Raw genomic sequence first — 19059 nt, 5'->3', positions numbered from 1 at the left:
CAAGAGGTAACATCAACTTTGAAGGTAAGCTTTTTAAAAGAACTGCTTAAATAAATGTGGCAATTTCTTGAATGGATTTTCGCAATTGTTCACTTTGTGGCTGAATGCGATAGCCAAAGGCGATAAGATAGGCAATATTGAATGCCCCATCACGATAAAACTCTACTTCATCATGCAAAATTTTATCTAATTTATCCACTTCAAAGCCCTCAATTGGGCAAGAATCAATCCCAATATATGCTGCAGACGTCATCATATTTGCACTCGCAAGGTAAGTTTGCATCCTAGCCCAATCATCAACGCGTTCACCAAAAGAAGTGATAAATTGATTAAATCTATCCTTGATAGCTTGTGCTTTAGCGACATCATTTTGTGCTTTACGCAGAAAAGATTCTTCTAAATAAGGACTACCCTTTTTGAATGCAAAACTCTTACGCGAAAGTAAGATCATCAAATGAGAACAACTTGTAATTTGAGGTTGCCCCCAACATACGGGTCTAATTTTTGCTTTAAGATCATCGCTTTGAATAACCAAAAAATGCCATGGCTCAAGCCCAAATGATGAGGGAGATTTTTGTCCAGACTCTAAGATGATACGAACATCTTCATCACTAATTTTTTTGCTTTCATCAAAGAGTTTACATGCATGACGAAAGCACATTGCTTGTAAAAATAAATTCATCTATATTCTCCTTTATCTGTATGATTTAAATGATTGAGTACATCTTGCATTTGCATATTTCCTGCTTCACGTTTAGCAATAATGTTTTGTGCAAAAGATTGAATTTGTTGATTCTTCGTGTACTGAAGAATGGTTTTAGAGGCAATGATAATCCATTGCTGATGAACTATCATTGCCTCTAAAAAATCTCTATCAAAATCTTTTGTTACCGGAAATTCTATAACAGATTTCATTATCTCTTCATTGTGTTTTTTATTGATACTAACAAATCGTTGATATTCATCATCAGAAATAGAATGATGTATTAAGCCACTTTTCAAAATTGTATTTAGATTCTTTAATTCTTCCTCATGCTCGTGTACAATTTCTTGAGTAAGGGTAATTAAGGTTTGATTCTTACTTGCTTCTATGAGCATTTTTGAAGAATGAACAATACCTTGATAATGTGGAATCAAATCTTTAAGATAGTCCTCATCTACACTTCCGGAACGCGATTGAGATGCAGAATATATGGGGCTATACATTGCCTGTATAATTCTTCTACTTTCAGCTGTTTGTTTAGAACTGACAGGCTGCATAGGCGTTGCAGATAAAAAAAGGGTGGAAGTTAAAAGTATAGTCGCTAATTGATAACGCGTCATTATTGCAAAACTCCTGCTTTAACTCTAAGTTAGATTTTATAAAAATATTGTCTCTAGCAACTAAACTAAAAACAAAAGTGAACCTAAAGAATAATAGAGAAAAAGAGTTAATGAAAAATAAACAATTAAATTTATTATTTTTAACACTTAAATACTCCAATATCATTTGCTTTCAATGTATAAAAAAATAATTCTATGTTTATATTACAAACAAAATATGGTAGCCTTACCTTAATAAAGATTGCAAAAGTTCAATTAAAATTGCCATGAAAGCCAAGTAAACAAAACATTTCCCCAATTTTTTACATTTGGGATGCCCGGCACATATGCCATTTGAATATAGACATTTTGATAACTAAAACCAGCTGTTGGGAGCGGAAGTGGAAGTGGTATATAGCGATACTCATAACGTTGTGTAATTCCAAGTGTATAACCAATAGCAACCTTCCAATACTCTTTTGAATCCAAAGCAAAGTAATATTGTGAAAGATAACCATACATTGTCTGAAATTTGTTATGCGAATCTTTGAAAGCAATTGCATATAAGCCATAAAGACGACGGTCTTTAGCTATTATTTTACTCACTCCAATCCCCCAAGGTAGCTCTGTGTAAGACTTTGCTCTCGCGTCATAAAAGAAACGATTATGCCAAGTATTAAGAGGAATAAGAAGTGTAGTATCACCCTTATTATAAATTTTTGACAATAACTGCATAAACGATTCTTCTTCTGCAAATAAAAGAATGGAGGTTAAAATAAATATCTTTATAATTCTTGCAAACAACATATCTAATCTTGTTATCTCCAGTCCTATTTCTGAATCTTCATACTCAAATCTACAAATTGGGCATGGTGAATCATACTGCCTATACTGATTGCATCAATATCAAGACTAGAATAATCAGAGAGATTCTCCAAACAAATCCCACCACTAACTTCAATTTGAATATGAGGGTAATTGCTATTACGATACTCTACACACTCCTGAATCTCGCTCACACTCATGTTATCACACATCACTATATCCGCATTCGCAAAACAAGATTCTTTAAATTCTTCTAAATTTTCTGACTCTACTTCAATAACTATTCCCCAAAATTTACTCCTAATCTGTGCAATTGTTTGCTTAAGATTTACAATCCCCATACGATGTGTATCTTTCAACATCACACAATCATCTAAACCAAAACGATGGTTAATGCCCCCACCATTACGAACAGAATATTTCTCAAATTCACGCAACAAAGGTCTCGTTTTTCGCGTATCTAATAGCTTAATGCGGGGATTATTTAATGCCCTGACATAAGAATGCGTCAATGTTGCTATACCACTGCTATGCTGCAAAATATTTAAAAGCGTACGTTCAATTATCAATACATCACTAAAACACCCTTCAACTTGCAATAAAATATCGTTTTTCTCAAAATATTCTCCATCTAGTTTGTGCATTACATACTGAATTCCATAAAACTCTAACAATGTTTTCGCATAAACTTCTCCAGAAAATATCCCTTTTTCTTTAGCAAGAACACTACCTTTAATTCTGTGATTTAAGCCTAATATTCCAAAAATATCATGCCGTCCGACATCTTCTTTGATCGCAGATTTTACAAATTGCTGAATGTCTTGCTGTAATAACATTATCCCTCAACCTTTGTAGAATTAGATTCTAGCTGTTGCAGACGATATTCTATAAGCTTTATTTGTTGACTCATCTGTGCAGTTGCTACAACTTGATTTACCATAATCCACAAACCAACACTGCCCAAAATCAATAAAACAAGAATAGAAATAAGCGAAATTTGAATCGCTCTCTTACTTTGATTAAGTGCCTCTTTCATAATACTCCTTCCGAACAAATTTAAAGATTTTTAATAATGCAAGCTGTAACAAAAAAAGACTTGCCGCAATCAAAATAATTGTTGGACCTATGGGTAAATTCATATAAAATGAAATATATATACCTAAGACCATAAACATAAAAGAAAGTAAACTACTACAAATAAATGCCTTTTTTAACGAATTACATATTATTTCACTCATATATGCAGGAATACTAAATAATGCAATAAGAAGGATTAACCCTACTGATTGCATACTCATTATAACACCTATTGCAATAAATAATAAAAGGATAATATTAAACCTTTTAACAGGAAGATTCTTAATGGCACAAAAAGAAGAATCATACGAAACAGATAATATTTCATAATAATAAATATAAATAAATGCAATTAAGACAAGATTATAAACCAACAATACCCATAAATCTTGCGAACTCACAGATATGAGAGAGCCAAAAAGATAACTCATTAGTTCATCGCGATAACCCGGCGTAAAATCTGCAAAGATAATTCCTATCGCCATTCCAACAGCCCAAATCACACCAACCAGAGCGTCTGTTCTTTCTCTATCTTTCAGCATCAAGTAGCCCACAAATAAACTCACCACAATGACAAAAATGGATGCACCGAGCATAATTGGCACACCGAGAAAAAAAGCTATCCCAACACCTCCGTACGCACTATGAGCAATTCCTCCTGCCAAAAAAATCATCCGATTGGCTACACAAAGCATACCAACAATACCGCTACAAATTGCCACTAAAAAGGCTGCAATAAAAGCATTCTGCATAAATTGAAACTCAAAAATTTCCATACTTATCCACCAAAGCTACATCGCCCAAGTTACCAGCCATTGTAATGCAAATTTGTTTAGTTTTCAACAAAATACGATATTCCCCCTACCCTCAAAATCTTGATCAATTCCCATTTTTAGATAAATATTAGATTTAAGTCAATAATTCTAAAAGAACGCTCTTAAGCTGTTCCTCACCAATCGGTGGAATAAAAGATGCCTTAACTCCCAAAGAAAAAGCGAGTTTAGAAGTTTTTTCTGGACTCTTACCATAACGACAAATCAGATAACATATGGGTAGCTGCTTATTCTTACTTTTATAAAATTGTACAATATCCTTATAAAACTGATAAAAAATAACCCTCCCAATCGCATCTTCAAAAAAGATAACATCAAGTTTTTCTGCATTCTTCCAAAAATGCAAAAGCTCTGTAGCATCATACACTCTACATTTTACATAAGAGTCTATAGATTCCAAAAGCATACTTTCATATTTAATATTTTCCTTATCGCTTCCCACAATTGCGATATGAATCGCATTTTCATCTTCCATTTGCGAACGATAATTCAATAAAGTTGCATTCTCTGCTTTTGTTAATTCACTATCAATATTTCTTAGATAGTATTCCATATATGCCTTTGAAGAAAACGCACCAACAATTTTACCTTGCTCAAAAAAATCAGTAATTACCCTCGAAGCCCGTGCAGCAATCCATAATGTCCTGTCAAATAAATAGGCAAGACGGTCAACAAGCTCATCGTATTCATGCAAATAATGTTCACTGATGCGTTTGAATGCAAAACCAAATGCCTTGTATTCACTATTCCAAATTTCACCCTTTTCCCGAATGCGTTTATCATATTCCTCTTTTAGGGCAGAAATATTATGGACATGGTCAGTACTTAAACTATTCAACTGTTTATATTTTTTTTGTAACTCAATCCGCAAATCAGGATTTGGAACATAGCGAATTCTATCTTTTATTTCCTCCATTTGGCTTGTAATTGACGATAATTCTTTATGATAGATAGAAGTTTTGAGTGCAATTTGCTCTAAACGATCAAGTGTATTCAGATAACTTGGGTGTTGCATTAAGTAAATTTTTTCATATTGGTAATCCATACCTGCCGTAACATTCCGCTTAAGAATCTTTTGCAATTCTAATGCGTGAAACAATGTATCATGAGCTTTAATTAAATCCCTATCATCTCGCAAACGTACATCCAATTCACAAAAATTATTATAAGCTGTCAAAATAAACCTTTTCATCATTTCAAAGCTCATCTTGCGTATTCTACCCTCACGTTCCATTGATTGCAAATATTTCTGCTCATCTTGAAAGTACTGATTGATACTATCTTCCACGCCCAAAGGTTGGCTTGCAGGAGGAGAGGCGTGAATATTGTGGTTCACCATTACGGATTCTAAAGTCGTCAGAATATGTTTAAGTCTCTCTAGCTTAAGTGGTAAAGGTACAATTAAATCAAGTGGGGCGGAAACAAGTTCGTTAATTACTTCCTCGGGTTCATTTGTGCATAACGCGACAGGGATACTCTCATCAAATTTTTTAACTTCTTGTATAAAATAAGCCTCATCTTTAATGTACTTATCGCCCAAAGTGAGAATAACACAGTCAACCACGCGTGCTTTAAGATACATAAGTGCTTCATCTACCTTCGTGCGAACAGTAAAACCACTCAAAATGTCGCTCATATAAACTTCGCAATCTTTATATTTCGTTTCTCCATCACGCAACCATAAAATATTGCATTCCTTAAGACTTGACACGAACACTCCCTTAAAGACTTGATTTGTTAAAATAAATTATATGACGCCCATTATACTGATTTATCTCTTAAAAAATACAATAGGCATCTTTATTTTAGTTATTTTTGAGGATTTAATATCAATTTGTTAAATTTTAGGATAGAATGCTTCTCTGATTCTATCTCAAAGTCAATAAAGGCGTTCTGTATGCAAGCTACAAAAGTTATTCTAATTTGCCTTGAAAAAATCCGCACAGCTATCAAAACGATAATGTCAATTTTAGACACTGAACTCAACTTCTATGCAGCAAGTTTAAGTTTTTATACTATTTTTGCCCTCATTCCTTTATTATTAATTATTCTTTCAATCATTGCAACTTTACCTAACTTCAATCATCTTTATTTAGAAGTAAAAAACCTAATTCTTTCTAATCTCGTCCCTGCAAATAGTCAAGTTGTTTCTTCATATTTGGATACTTTCTTGCAAAATTCATCAAAATTAGGAGAACTCGGATTTATTTCTATCGCCATTACTTCTATTTTATTTTTCAAAAACTTTCAATATATTGCAGCAAAAGTTTTTCACTCAAAAGTTAGAGATTTCTGGAATTCTGTAACAGTTTATTGGACACTTGTAACTTTATTGCCTATTGGCATCGGAATATCCCTATTTTTAAACAGCTACATTCAGAACCTCTTAGATAAAAGCGGATTGGATTTGCATATAAACTTAATTAACTTCTTCCCCATGTTACTCACATGGCTTTTATTCTTTGTTCTATTTAAAATTTCAGCAAATAAATCCTTATACCTCTCAGTCTCTCTATTTTCCTCATTTATAGCAAGTCTAGTTTGGACAATTGGGAAAATTGTTTTTGTTACTTATGTTTTATATAACAAGGCATATATGACAATCTATGGTTCTTTTTCTATGCTCCTATTTTTTCTATTTTGGATTTACATCTCTTGGCTAATTCTACTTTATGGAATGAAGATTTGCGAAATACTTAACGAAGAATTTCAGCAAAGATGTCAAAAGGGCATCTTTGCTTTTAAAAAGAAGTTTTAAAATTTATTTCTTAGAGCGTTCCCCATTGATATATTCATGTTCAACAACAAGGTTTCCGTTTTTATCCCATGCTTTCACTGTGCCATCAAGTTTTCCACCACGATAATTTGATTCTTCCCATAATTGCCCATTATCAAGCCAAACACGTCTGGGACCATTTAAAATCCCATTTTCGTAATGTTCCTCCCTTTGCAACTGCCCATTACTATACCACAAACGGCGAATGCCCTCAATTTTGCCATTTCTATAAGAGGCCTCATTACCTAATTGCCCATTACTATACCAAATCTTTGCAACCCCATCAAGCTGCCCATCAGAAAAATAAGTCTCGCTCCGCACGAGGCGATTCTCATAAAACTCCTTCCAAAGCCCATCTCTCAAGCCTTCAGAGTTATATTGATTGATGGCTGAAGAACAACCTGCAACCAAAAGAGCTAAAGTTACCAATGGTATTATACGCATATTTCTATCCCCTTTCTTATTGTTCGCATTATACAATAAGAGTGCTTAAGACATTTCTAAAAATCTACCGCCCCCTTATTTTGTTCTCCGCTACAAAGCATATCGACACTTTTATACTTTTTTAAAATCATTAATAAAGTACTACAAAAACCTCACGCGGACCATGCACCCCCAACACAACCTGAAATTCAATATCTGCCGTACGAGAAGGACCTCCAATAAACAAAATATTTGTTGGAAGAATCTCTCCTGCTTCTAATTTAACCTTTCGTAATGCTTCAGGTATATTCCGCACAATACGCTCCTTAGATAGCAAAAAAATAGCTGTATTTGTCGCTAAGGAAAGTAATCTTGGAGCATTCACACTTGAAACTACATTAATGATACCTAAATTCGAAATACCTAAATTTGCCTCTAATAACGAACAATCACTCTGGAAAATCACTTCTCCCATTTCTTCACGTTGCTGATTGTAGCAGACCGATTCAACATTTAGTTGTTCTGCTTTAATATGTGACAAAGAAGATGCGTATAAAAGCCGATTAGGCTGAACTTTCTGTAAAATTTCTTCAACACTATTTTGCAATTCACTTACTTGGCTTTCAATCACAATCGCTTTATTTGCTTCTTGCCTTTTTTTATATTCTAAATATAAATCCTCACCTTGAATCATAATGTCTATGTATTGACTCTTAAGTGCTTTGCGTGGATTCACCTCATCTGCGTACGCAATTTTTTCTAAAACTTCGCTTCGGCTATTCATAGATTACCCCTTGAAGATTCTTAACTTTACGATGTAGCTGCCCATTCAGGGTAGGAAAACTACGACAACTCGTCCATACCTTAAGTCCTGGAAGCTTGTTACTAAATTTCTCCAGCAAAGAGCTAAATATAGATGCACTACACAAAGTACTACGCCATAAAAACCCATGCGATGCAATCCATGCAAAGGTTTTCATTGCCCATTTTTCACTACGATTCAAAGATGTATTTTTTTGCCCCTTAATCGTCTTTCTGCCCTCACCTACTTTTTCACTCCTCAAAATCCTAATATTTTCGGCTAAAGGAATTTTTACAGGACACACTTCCGAACAACGTCCACACAAAGAACATAAATTTAAAATATATCCACAATTGTCCATTCCAAAGAGTTGGGGAGAAATTACTTCACCAATTGGTCCAGGATAAGTTGCCAAATAGGCATGTCCACCGATTTTATCATAAACCGGACAATGATTCATACATGCCCCACAACGAATACAATTTAGACTATTATACAACAGGGGATCGCTTAGAATGTGACTTCGTCCATTATCGAGTAAAATAATATGCGTCTCTTTTGGTCCATCTAAATCACCATTTTTACGCGGCCCTGAAATAATATTTTTATAGCAAGTTGTGCTTTGTCCTGTTGCACTTGGCACAAGCATTGTATCTAAAATTGCTGCATCTTCAAAACTCTCAATCACTTTCTCGATACCACAAATTGCAACATGCACATCACAAGCTGTTGTACTCATACGCCCATTGCCTTCATTCTCAATCAGCCAAATTGCACCTTCATCTGCAATAGCAAAATTCACACCCGAAAGCCCAATTTTAAAATCTTGAAATTTAGAACGCAAATGATTCCTTGCAATAGCATTTAAATCCTTAATTTCCTCCTTTTTTTCCACGCCTAAATGCTTATGAAAAATCTCGCCGACTTCAAAACGATTCTTATGGATTGCTGGCACAACAATATGAACAGGCGGTTCTCCATTTAGCTGAATAATCAGTTCTCCCAAATCAGTTTCAATCGCCTCAATATCCCTTTCTTTAAGGTATTGGTTTAAATGAATTTCTTCACTTGCCATTGATTTACCTTTAAGAATACGATTAGCATTGTATTGTCGCATTAAGCCTAAAATAATCTCATTTGCTTCGCTACCATCTTTTGCCCAATGCACAATGAAACCATTTTTAGTTGCATTGGCTTCAAAAGTTTGGAGTAATTCTCCCAAATTACTTAAAGATTTTTGCTTAACTGACCTTGCTTGCTCTCTTAACCCTTCCCAGTCCCCATAAGAATCCGCAATGAGTTTTTTACGATTGTTACGTAAAATCCCCATCACACTCCCTAAATTCTCTTTAAGCTGCTTATCTTCTAGCTTCCGACTAATTACCTGCTCATATTCTTCCTTAGAATGATAAAACTTCATCTTTATTCCTTTTTTTCTATTGTAACCCAATGCGGTCGGCTAAAAAATCATACAAATGATAAGCTCTAATATTAACATTTTGCTTTTGCATTGCCCCACTAATATTCATCAAACAACCTGCATCAGCAGAAATTAAGCATTCAACCCCCCTGGATTGAATATCTTGAATCTTTTTATTCACCATCACTTCTGAAATACCGGGCTCTTTAATACTAAAAGTTCCGCCAAAACCACAACATTCTTCCTCATTCTCTAGCTCAATCAACTCCACATTACACAAACTTCTAATCAATTGCTTGGCATAAGGGATAGTTTTCGCCGTTCGTAATGCATGACAATTACTGTGCCAAGTCACCTTTAGAGGTTGCCCCTTATCTTCATATTGTACACCCAGCACTTTACATAGATATTCTGAAAGCTCATAAACACGTTTACAAAAATCTCTAACCTCCCTATATTCTGGCCTCCCTTTAAAAAGTTCTTTATAGTCCTCACGCATCATACCCGTGCAAGACCCTGATGGAACAATCACAGGATAATCTTGATTAAACAAACGAATGTTATGTAAAATAATTTGACGCGATTCATCAAAATACCCCGAGTTATAGCTAGGCTGAGAGCAACAGGTCTGTGCCTTCTTAAAAACAACCTCAACTCCACTATTTCGCAAAAGCTTAATTGCATTCACGCAAGTATCACTAAATGCCACCCCTCCCAAACATGTCGCAAAAAAATAAACGCGTTCTTGCATCATCAGCAAAACTCCTCCAGTATAAAATCTTAAAGTCTATTGTATGCAAGAATAACTTAAATAGCAAAATGAAATTCACCAAAGAAGCATTTTAATAGAAAGTGTTACTTTTTTATCCACTTTCAAAATTATTTAACACAATTTTTATAAAGATTCTTCTTTCTTTCTTGAATGCCCTCATAAAAACTTGTATAATGACTCGACTCTACAAATCTAAAAAATCTTAAATAAGGGAGGTTAAGTTTCTCATGGAAGTTTTGCAATATTTACAAAACTATAATCCGCTTAATAATCAATGGGCAAGTGCAGCCGTTGCATTGCTACCGATTATATGTTTTTTTGTCTGCTTGCTCGTCTTAAAATTAAAAGGGCATTTTGCGGGATTATTAACCGTTTCTGTTGCCATTGTTATCGCGATTGTAGTTTACCAAATGCCATCTGTGTTAGTTTTCACAAGTTTCTTGTATGGTTTTGTTTATGGAATGTTTCCAATTGCTTGGATTATTATTGCTGCAATATTCTTGTATAAATTGAATGACAAATCTGGTTATTTTAAAATTCTACGCGACAGCATCATCGCAATTACGCCGGACCAGCGTCTACAAGTTATTTTGATTGGTTTTTGTTTTGGTGCATTCTTGGAAGGAGCGATTGGTTTTGGAGGACCTGTTGCAATTACTGCAGCATTGCTTGTTGGAATGGGATTGCGACCACTATACGCCGCAGGATTATGCCTTATTGCCAATACGGCACCCGTTGCTTTTGGTGCAGTAGGTATTCCTGTTATCGCTATGGCAAAGGTTGTAAGTGTTCCTGCTATCGAAATTTCAGCAGTTGCAGGAAAAATGCTCCCGCCTCTCTCTGTGTTCGTGCCTTTCTTTCTTGTATTCTTGATGAATGGTTTTAAGGGAGTTAAAGAAACTTTTCCAGCAGTTCTTGTTGCTGGTGTGAGTTTTGCAATTGTTCAATTTTATACCGCAAATTATCATGGACCGGAATTGCCAGATATTGCTTCAGCTGTTGTTTCCATCATTTGTACGGCGATTTTCCTGCGTTTTTGGCAACCTAAGAATATATTCCGCTTTGAAACAGAAGACGGAAAGGAGATTCCAGCACCAACACAACATTCTCTAAAAGAAATTGTCCTAGCTTGGCTTCCTTTTATTATTCTGATTATTGCGATTTTATTATGGACTCAAGATTGGTTTAAAAAAATGGTTGGTTGGGGAACCTTCAGTTTTGATTTTACTGTCCTCCAATCTATTATCCAAGTAAAACCTGTCGTCCCGGTTGATACCCCAGTTAAATCCATTTATGAATTGCCTATTATCGCATCAACAGGTACAGCTATTTTCATTACCGCTCTTATTACCATACCACTTCTTAAAGTTAAATCCGCAATGGCGGTAGAAGCCTTTAGTGAAACGTTCAAAGAAATGAAATGGGCAATTGTAACCATTGGACTTGTTGTGGGTTTTGCCTTTGTTTGCAATAATAGTGGGATGTCTGCGACACTTGCAACAGCCTTAGCAAAAACAGGTAATGCCTTTGCATTCTTCTCACCCATTGTTGGTTGGCTTGGTGTTTTCTTAACCGGAAGTGATACGAGTAGCAATCTCCTATTTGGTTCATTGCAACAACTCACAGCAAGACAACTTGGTATTCCTGAAGTCTTATTTCTTGCAGCAAATACAGTAGGTGGCGTTGTTGGTAAGATGATTAGCCCTCAAAGTATTGCAATTGCGTGTGCAGCAGTGGGATTGGTGGGGAAAGAATCCGATTTATTTAGATTTACAGTGAAATATTCCATCGGTTTTGTAATTTTAATCGGTATTGCTGTTTATCTTGCAGCCTTCGTATTTACGGGTATACTTACCTAATTCATTTTTAATCACAAGATTGCTAAGTCAATCTTGTGATTGCCCTTGCTACACAATAAGCACTGTTCCATGCAAAAGCAAGATTGAATCCCCCTCTTTGTCCAACGATATCAAGCACTTCACCAATTATAAACAGGTCCTTGTATTTTTTTGATTCAAAACTGCATATATCAATTTCTCTTAAACTCACCCCTCCGGCCATCACCTCCGCATATTTAAAATTGCGTACATTCTGAATAAAAACTTTCCACGATTTTATATCTTGAATTATCTCTTGTATTTGTTGTTTTGTGAGTGTCGATAAGGTACTAGAATCTTGAATTTTAGATTTTTTAAGAATTGCCAAAGAAATCTTAGAATGTAAATATTGATTTAGAAAAACAAAGATGGAACGTTGTGGAAACTTTTTACACAAATATTCGTATTCTTCTAAAACCTGCTGAACCGAATACATAGGAAGCAAATCGATAACAAGATAAGCAGGTCGCTGACAAGAAAGCAGATAAAAAGATAAATCTAAAATAACACTTCCAGAAAGCCCATAATCCGTGAAGAGTAAATCGCCACTCAAGGACACTATTTTCTTTTTCTTAGTACCTTCCCATAAACTCGCCACTACTTCCCTTCTAATGCCCACTAATTGTGATGATATTTTTGCTTCCATTGCGACTAATGCAGGTTTAAAACTCTCTAAACAAAAACCCATTCCCTTAAGAATCTCTAACATCTCCTCACCACTGCCAAGCTGTGGATATGCAATACCTCCTGTTGCAATAATCACTTGTTCAAATTCTTCACAACTTTTTTTGTTTTCTTTATCTTCAATATCTAAAATAAAGCCCTGTTTTATGGGCTGAATCAAGCACACTTTAGAATGCGTATTTACCCGAACATTTAACAATAAAGATTCAAAAATACTCATCAATGATTTTGCATCATAGGAAATCGGAAAAATGCGTCCATCAGATTCACACACACATTGAATACCTTTTTGGGTAAAAAATGTTTGCATATAGGAGGCATCAGAAAAAGGGGGATGTTGAAAAATATTCTGCAAAATTTCCGCACTCTGAGAATGATAATTTTGCTTCTCAAAAAAGCGATGGGTGAGATTGCAACGTCCATTTCCAGAAACAAGTATCTTGCGTCCTAATACAGCATTCTGTTCAAAAATGCTTATTTCAAAACAATGACTTTTTTGCATATCCAAAAGATGAATAGCCGCAAAAATACCGCTTGCTCCGCCACCCACAATAGCAATTCTTCGTTTCTTAGGAGAGATGCTCATACAATACTTTTACGCCTAGAAAAATCAACACAACTCCACCCACAATTCCTAAATATCGGGTCGGTAATGTCTTTAAAACACGACTCAACATAAATCCTATTAACACTAATACAAAAGTTATCAAGCCGATAAAAATTGCACTTTGAATAATCAAAAATTGTTGTGCAAATATAATCACACCTGCACACAAAGCGTCAATACTTGTTGCAATACCCATCATCAACAACATATTAATTGTGAGTGTTTGTGTTTTTATGCCACAAACATCATCGCAACCTTCATTCCAAGAATCTTTCATTACTTTTAAACCTAAGATAGCAAAAATAATAAAAGAAATCCAGTGGTCAATATGTGTAATCCAATCATCTAAGAATTCTGCAGTCACAAAACTCAATATAAATCCTAAAATCGGCATAAAACATTGAAAAATCGCTGCAGTTACAGCAATCTTGATCCCATTGCTCATTTTATAAGGCTTTAAAATTAGACCATAACAAAAAGCGACAACCATCGCATCTATCGCTAAAGCAACCCCAAGAAAAAAAATATCAAGATATGCAAAATTAAACATAAGTAACCTCTACAGATTCAGATTCGCCATTCCTTCTGTTGGAGAACTCGCTGTCGCAAAAGCTTTTTTAGGGATTCTACCTGCCAAAAAGCTAGAACGTCCAGCCCTCACTGCATCTCTCATTGCCGTTGCCATAAGAATCGGATTATTGGCACAAGCAATAGCCGTGTTTGTAAGCACTGCATCAGCCCCAAGCTCCATTGCAATCGCCGCATCACTAGCACAACCTACACCTGCATCAACAATAACAGGAATACTAACCGCCTCTTTAATAAAAGCAATATTATAGCGATTCTGAATTCCCAATCCGCTACCAATAGGAGCTGCAAGAGGCATAACAGCACTTGCACCCGCGTTCTGTAAATGCCTCGCCATAATTGGGTCATCATTACTATAAGCCAGCACACAAAAACCCTCTTTTGCTAAAACTTCACAAGCGTTCAAAGTCTCCAACACATCAGGATAAAGTGTCTTTTGTGTGTCACCGATAATTTCAAGTTTAATAAAATGAATCCCTGTTGCCTCACGCGTCAACCTAAAAAGCGTAATTGCCTCCTTTGCATTCACACAACCCGCAGAATTAGGTAAAAACTCAATCGCTTCATCTTTAAAATAATCTAACAAATTCTCCTCGTGGGGATTTGTAATATTCACTCTTCTCACCGCAACAGTAATCATCTGTGCTTCTGATGCTTTTGTTGCCTCTAATGTTGTCTGAAAATTCTTATATTTCCCGCTACCTACAATTAAGCGACTATGAAATTCTTTATCCCCAATTCTCAGTGTATCCATATTTCTAAAACTCCTTATTTTGTGAAAGTTGGTAGTTTTAGCATACAAATTCTTGAAAAAAGATTAAAATCATCTTAGATAAAAGATTTGCTTTCTGGCAGATTCAAACATTTTTTGGTAGAATTCCACAATTTATCCTTAAAGGTTCAATAATGATTCAATTTTTTCAAGAGGTTCAATCCTTAGATAATCGAGCATGTGCTGAATTCCAACTTAGCCATGAACTACTGATGGAAAATGCAGCAAATAATCTTGCAAATTTTATCCGCCATATTGTTTCCACAAAACAAATCAAACCACGAAAAAAAGATGAAAAAATTAAAATTCTTATTGCCGCTGGTCCTGGCAATAATGGAGCAGACAGCATTGCCCTTGCACGTATTTTGCAAGATGAATTTAATATTATTGTCTATTTACCTTTTGGCACAAAAAGTAAATTGTGCATGAAACAACTAGAACGTGCAAATGCATTAGAAATTGATTTTTGCACAAACCGTACTTCAAAAACCATCTCTGTGCAATATTTTTTAGACACAATAGAAAATATCAGCCTTCGCGAGTGGGCAAAAGATGCTGACATTATCATTGACGGATTGTTTGGTTCTGGATTAAATCGTCCATTAGACGATAAAGCTTGCGAGGTAATCGATTGGTTGAACAGTTTGCAAGGTATCAAAATTTCATGCGATATTCCAAGTGGAATCTCACATGAAGGTGATGTAATGTGGACTGCTTTTAGGGCTGATTATAGTTGTATTATGGGTGCTTGCACAGAAGCAATTTTAGCTGACCGTGTGAAAGATTTTATCGGTGAGATTCATATTTGCTCCTTAGGACTTTCACGCAAAATGTATGAGAGTATGGGAAAACCAAGCGGATTCTTGCTTGAAAAAACAGATTTAAAATTACCAACTCGTTCACAGTCACATACGCACAAAGGGACATTTGGACATTTAGTAATTTTAATGGGAGAAAAAGAGGGTGCAGCGATTCTTAGTGCACTATCGGCATTTCAATTTGGAACAGGTGTTGTTACAATTATTGGCGATTCAACAACCCATATTCCAAGTGAGATTATTCACTCATTTACACTTCCAACAAATCCAGCAGCAATTGCTGCTGGAATGGGGCTTGGGGACTTTGCATTTCAAGATAGACGTGGCGTAAGAGATACTCTTTTAAATCGTCCATGCCTTCTTGATGCAGATATTTTGTATCAAGATATTACTAAAGAAATTTTAGAACAAAATCCAAGAGTTGTTCTTACCCCTCACCCCAAGGAATTTGTTGCCTTAATGCGACTTTTGGGAATTGCAGATTGTGAAGTATTGGATTTGCAACGCGACCGCTTCCGATTTGTACGACTTTTTTCTCATAGCTATCCAAATGCAACATTACTACTTAAAGGTGCAAACCACATTATTGCACAAAATGATCGATTAGCAGTAAATTACTTAGGAATTCCGAGTCTTGCAAAAGGGGGTAGTGGTGATGTTTTAAGCGGGCTCATTGCAGCTCTTCTTGCACAAGGTATTGCACCTTTTGAAGCTGCCTGTAATGCTTCTCTCGCCCACACTCTTGCTGCAAGAAGCTTAGAATGTGCAAGTTATGCCCTCACACCACAGCGATTAATCGAAGCAGTTAGTCGTCTTGAACAAAGAGAAACAAAATAATGACAAAAATTGATTTACATAACCATACACATTACTGCAACCATGCCACAGGCACGATGCGAGAATATATTGAAGAAGCAATTCAACAAAATGTAGATTTTTTTGGTTTCTCATGCCATGCACCGATGGATTATGACGAAAAATATCGCATGAATTTTTGCGAAATGGAAGACTATTTGCACCAAATAGATATCCTTAAACAAGAATACATCGGTCGATGCCATATTTTATGCGGATTAGAAGTCGATTACCTTCCCCAGCACATGGATAACCGTGTTTTAAATGCACAAGTTGACTACCTTATAGGGTCTGTGCATTTTTTAGGGGAATGGGGTTTTGATAATCCACAATTTATTGGTGAATACCAACATAAGGATATGGAACTATGCTGGAAGCAATATTTAAAGACTTTGCGTGAAATGGCTAATATGAAAGCATTTGACATTGTTGGACATTGTGACTTGCTAAAAATTTTTAATCATCCCTTACCTCATTCTTTACATGGAGACTTACTTAGAACACTCAAAGCTTTCAAGCAAGCAGATATAGTTTTAGAAATTAATACAGCAGGTTTGCGAAAACCAATCGCTGAACTTTATCCCTCCACTCATATTTTAAAAGAAGCTTTCGCTCTACATATCCCCATTACCTTTGGAAGCGATGCACATAGCATAGACCAGGTTGGATTCAAACGCAATGAAGCATATCATCTCGCCTTACATATTGGATACAAAGAAGCTGCTAGCTTTCAAAATCGTTGCATCAAAATGCATTCCATATGTTAATACAATAAGTACACAATTAGAAACTCTGCAAATACAAATGTGTTTCTTTTCGTTATCTTTTCTAAAAATTCTTGTAGAAAAATATTTCCTTTCAGCTCATTTTAGCTTGAAAAATTGTAGGATTACTCTAGGTTTTTTAGCTTACACTTTTACGGAGATGAAAATATGAGTCATTCAGACTTTGCACACCCTTATTTCGGTGTATTTTTTTTACTAATTTTTACTGCTATTGCGTTTGGTGCGGCAGTTTTTCTCTTTCGCCTTGTTGGAAAGGCACTTTCACACAAAAGAGAAGAGAAGCTCAAACTTGCACCCTATGAGTGCGGTCCTCTACCCAACAAACAACCTAATCGTATTTCTGCACAATATTATCTAATTGCACTTCTTTATATTTTATTTGATGTAGAAATATTGTTTATGTTTCCTTGGGCGGTAGATTTTAAGGTATTAGGAATTTTTGGCTTTGTTGAAATGATTATTTTTATTATCCTGCTTAGTATTGGTTTTATTTACGCATGGAAGAAAGGAGCATTACAATGGCAAGGAATCAAGTAGACTGGTTAAAAAATGGAGGACTTCCTGTTCTGCTGACTACAGTTGATCATCTTGTTAATTGGGGGCGAAGTAATTCGCTATGGCCACTCACTTATGGGCATGCCTGTTGTGCAATTGAAATGATGGCAACAGGAGGTGGACGCTATGACTTTGACCGTTTTGGAACAATTTTTCGTGCCTCTCCTAGGCAAAGTGACGTGATGGTTGTATCAGGTACAATCACTAAGAAACACGCTGAATTCTTACGTCGCCTCTATGATCAAATCAGCGAACCCAAATGGGTTATTTCGATGGGAAGTTGTGCAAATACCGGCGGAATGTTTAACACTTACGCAACTGTGCAAGGATGCGACAGAATCATTCCTGTTGATATTTATTTACCCGGCTGTGCTCCCCGCCCGGAAACATTGCAATACGCCTTAATGCTGTTACAACAAAAGATTCGTCGCAACAAAGCAAGTGGTAAAATTCCTACAAAAAGGTTAATCTGATGGCAAAATTTAATAATCGTGCTGTCCGCTTTCTAGCAGACAAGCAAAAGCAATCTTATTACACTCCTCCTTTTTACCAAACACCTTCTTTGGAACATTCCAATGTAGAAGAAGGAAGTCATTTTGCAAATGATATTAGTGCCTTGTCACAAAAGGTGGAGATTTTGGAACATTATATAGAAGCGGGAGATTTGGTAGTTTGGGTGAATCATTGTTCGATTTATGCAAGCTTAGAAATACTCAAAAAGAACAAATATGAATCCTTGACTGAAATGAGTGCTATTGATTTTATTGAGCAAAAAGGTGGCTTTGAGCTCTTTTATCAATTAATTTGTTTTGAAAGGCACACACGCTTGAGAGTAAAAAGCTTCATCCCTGTCGGAACAAAAATTGAAAGTGTGTGTAGCCTATACAAATCTGCTGACTGGAGTGAACGGGAAATGTACGATATGTTTGGCATTTATATCAATCATCATCCTAATATGAAACGTATTCTTATGCCTGATGACTGGTTAGGGCATCCTCTACTAAAAACCTACCCTTTACATGGTGACGAAGCCGCACAATGGTATGAAGTTGATAAGATTTTTGGCAAAGAATATCGTGAAGTTGTGGGGGCTGAAAATCGTGACCCTGCATTAATTGAACGTTACGACACAACAAGGTTTGGACGCATTGGCTATGAAGTACCTTATGGTGAGGATAATACAAAAGAAGAAAAACCAACCCCTATTCATTATCAAGAAGAAGGTGGCGTGGCACTTGTTAAGCGATTAAAACCAGAAGAATCACGACAGCTAACAGAAAGGAAGTAA

Annotated in this window: 21 protein-coding genes; 7 read left to right on the top strand and 14 right to left on the bottom strand. The window is 35.7% G+C overall.

The features are described 5' to 3' along the window. Positions 1-46 precede the first annotated feature (46 nt). The 7 genes from CCZ01_RS00815 to CCZ01_RS00785 form a co-directional block, all read right to left on the bottom strand. Complete coding sequence (locus CCZ01_RS00815) at positions 47-682, bottom strand: NAD(P)H-dependent oxidoreductase (RefSeq protein ID WP_112051325.1); 636 nt, start codon at positions 680-682, stop codon at positions 47-49. Beyond that, on the bottom strand, positions 679-1323 hold the full coding sequence (locus CCZ01_RS00810) for a DUF305 domain-containing protein (RefSeq protein ID WP_112051324.1): 645 nt from the start codon (positions 1321-1323) through the stop codon (positions 679-681). Before CCZ01_RS00810 ends, CCZ01_RS00815 begins: the two co-directional genes overlap by 4 nt. A 255-nt stretch (positions 1324-1578) precedes the next feature. After that, on the bottom strand, positions 1579-2109 hold the full coding sequence (locus CCZ01_RS00805) for a phospholipid:lipid A palmitoyltransferase (protein WP_112051323.1): 531 nt from the start codon (positions 2107-2109) through the stop codon (positions 1579-1581). A gap of 23 nt (positions 2110-2132) precedes the next feature. Continuing rightward, on the bottom strand, positions 2133-2963 hold the full coding sequence (gene nadC / locus CCZ01_RS00800; RefSeq protein WP_112051322.1) for a carboxylating nicotinate-nucleotide diphosphorylase: 831 nt from the start codon (positions 2961-2963) through the stop codon (positions 2133-2135). Further along, positions 2963-3163 (bottom strand): DUF5408 family protein, encoded by a 201-nt coding sequence (locus tag CCZ01_RS00795; protein ID WP_112051321.1) that lies wholly within the window; start codon positions 3161-3163, stop codon positions 2963-2965. Before CCZ01_RS00795 ends, nadC begins: the two co-directional genes overlap by 1 nt. Beyond that, entirely contained in the window at positions 3147-3980 is an 834-nt protein-coding gene (locus CCZ01_RS00790; RefSeq protein ID WP_112051320.1) for a metal ABC transporter permease, read from the bottom strand. The genes CCZ01_RS00795 and CCZ01_RS00790 overlap by 17 nt, the downstream gene beginning before the upstream one ends. Positions 3981-4113: 133 nt before the next feature. Beyond that, on the bottom strand, positions 4114-5748 hold the full coding sequence (locus CCZ01_RS00785) for a hypothetical protein (protein WP_112051319.1): 1635 nt from the start codon (positions 5746-5748) through the stop codon (positions 4114-4116). A gap of 186 nt (positions 5749-5934) precedes the next feature. Between CCZ01_RS00785 and CCZ01_RS00780 the strand changes: the two genes are divergently transcribed. Then, entirely contained in the window at positions 5935-6795 is an 861-nt protein-coding gene (locus CCZ01_RS00780) for a YihY family inner membrane protein (protein WP_258436192.1), read from the top strand. Between the two features lie 3 nt (positions 6796-6798). On the opposite strand, the gene CCZ01_RS00775 is transcribed toward CCZ01_RS00780, so the two are convergent. The 4 genes from CCZ01_RS00775 to CCZ01_RS00760 form a co-directional block, all read right to left on the bottom strand. Next, positions 6799-7257, bottom strand: coding sequence for a toxin-antitoxin system YwqK family antitoxin (locus CCZ01_RS00775; RefSeq protein ID WP_112051318.1), 459 nt, complete (start codon positions 7255-7257; stop codon positions 6799-6801). Positions 7258-7387: 130 nt separating this feature from the next. After that, entirely contained in the window at positions 7388-8020 is a 633-nt protein-coding gene (locus tag CCZ01_RS00770; protein WP_112051317.1) for a LutC/YkgG family protein, read from the bottom strand. Continuing rightward, a complete protein-coding gene (locus CCZ01_RS00765) occupies positions 8013-9458 on the bottom strand; it encodes a LutB/LldF family L-lactate oxidation iron-sulfur protein (protein WP_112051316.1) in 1446 nt (481 codons plus the stop codon). Before CCZ01_RS00765 ends, CCZ01_RS00770 begins: the two co-directional genes overlap by 8 nt. Positions 9459-9474: 16 nt before the next feature. Continuing rightward, entirely contained in the window at positions 9475-10212 is a 738-nt protein-coding gene (locus CCZ01_RS00760) for a (Fe-S)-binding protein (protein ID WP_258436189.1), read from the bottom strand. Positions 10213-10466: 254 nt separating this feature from the next. Here CCZ01_RS00760 and CCZ01_RS00755 point away from each other — a divergent pair, with 254 nt between their 5' ends. Beyond that, a complete protein-coding gene (locus CCZ01_RS00755) occupies positions 10467-12089 on the top strand; it encodes an L-lactate permease (protein ID WP_112051371.1) in 1623 nt (540 codons plus the stop codon). 22 nt (positions 12090-12111) lie between these two features. Here the strand turns inward: CCZ01_RS00755 and CCZ01_RS00750 are convergent, their stop codons facing one another. From CCZ01_RS00750 to CCZ01_RS00740, 3 genes are read right to left on the bottom strand one after another with little or no spacing between them, the layout of a single operon-like run. Further along, on the bottom strand, positions 12112-13377 hold the full coding sequence (locus CCZ01_RS00750; protein WP_112051315.1) for an aminoacetone oxidase family FAD-binding enzyme: 1266 nt from the start codon (positions 13375-13377) through the stop codon (positions 12112-12114). Next, positions 13361-13948 (bottom strand): manganese efflux pump MntP, encoded by a 588-nt coding sequence (locus CCZ01_RS00745; RefSeq protein WP_112051314.1) that lies wholly within the window; start codon positions 13946-13948, stop codon positions 13361-13363. The genes CCZ01_RS00750 and CCZ01_RS00745 overlap by 17 nt, the downstream gene beginning before the upstream one ends. 9 nt (positions 13949-13957) lie before the next feature. Next, positions 13958-14740: a thiazole synthase gene (locus CCZ01_RS00740; RefSeq protein WP_112051313.1), complete on the bottom strand. Its 783-nt coding sequence runs from the start codon at positions 14738-14740 to the stop codon at positions 13958-13960. A gap of 152 nt (positions 14741-14892) precedes the next feature. Between CCZ01_RS00740 and CCZ01_RS00735 the strand changes: the two genes are divergently transcribed. The 5 genes from CCZ01_RS00735 (at position 14893) to CCZ01_RS00715 (ending at position 19059) form a co-directional block, all read left to right on the top strand. Next, positions 14893-16413 (top strand): NAD(P)H-hydrate dehydratase, encoded by a 1521-nt coding sequence (locus CCZ01_RS00735; protein ID WP_112051312.1) that lies wholly within the window; start codon positions 14893-14895, stop codon positions 16411-16413. Beyond that, positions 16413-17198: a histidinol-phosphatase gene (locus tag CCZ01_RS00730; protein WP_112051311.1), complete on the top strand. Its 786-nt coding sequence runs from the start codon at positions 16413-16415 to the stop codon at positions 17196-17198. The genes CCZ01_RS00735 and CCZ01_RS00730 overlap by 1 nt, the downstream gene beginning before the upstream one ends. A gap of 165 nt (positions 17199-17363) precedes the next feature. Beyond that, positions 17364-17753 carry an NAD(P)H-quinone oxidoreductase subunit 3 gene (locus CCZ01_RS00725; protein WP_112051310.1) on the top strand — a complete coding sequence of 130 codons (390 nt, stop codon included), beginning with the start codon at positions 17364-17366 and terminating at the stop codon, positions 17751-17753. Further along, a complete protein-coding gene (locus CCZ01_RS00720) occupies positions 17735-18244 on the top strand; it encodes a NuoB/complex I 20 kDa subunit family protein (RefSeq protein WP_112051309.1) in 510 nt (169 codons plus the stop codon). Before CCZ01_RS00725 ends, CCZ01_RS00720 begins: the two co-directional genes overlap by 19 nt. Continuing rightward, complete coding sequence (locus CCZ01_RS00715; RefSeq protein WP_112051308.1) at positions 18244-19059, top strand: NADH-quinone oxidoreductase subunit C; 816 nt, start codon at positions 18244-18246, stop codon at positions 19057-19059. The genes CCZ01_RS00720 and CCZ01_RS00715 overlap by 1 nt, the downstream gene beginning before the upstream one ends.

Origin of the sequence: Helicobacter monodelphidis (assembly GCF_003288845.1) — a bacterium.
Classification (GTDB): Bacteria; Campylobacterota; Campylobacteria; order Campylobacterales; family Helicobacteraceae; genus NHYN01.
The sequence above is the reverse complement of the archived record's forward strand: the minus strand, read 5'-3'. Positions and strand labels throughout refer to the sequence as shown.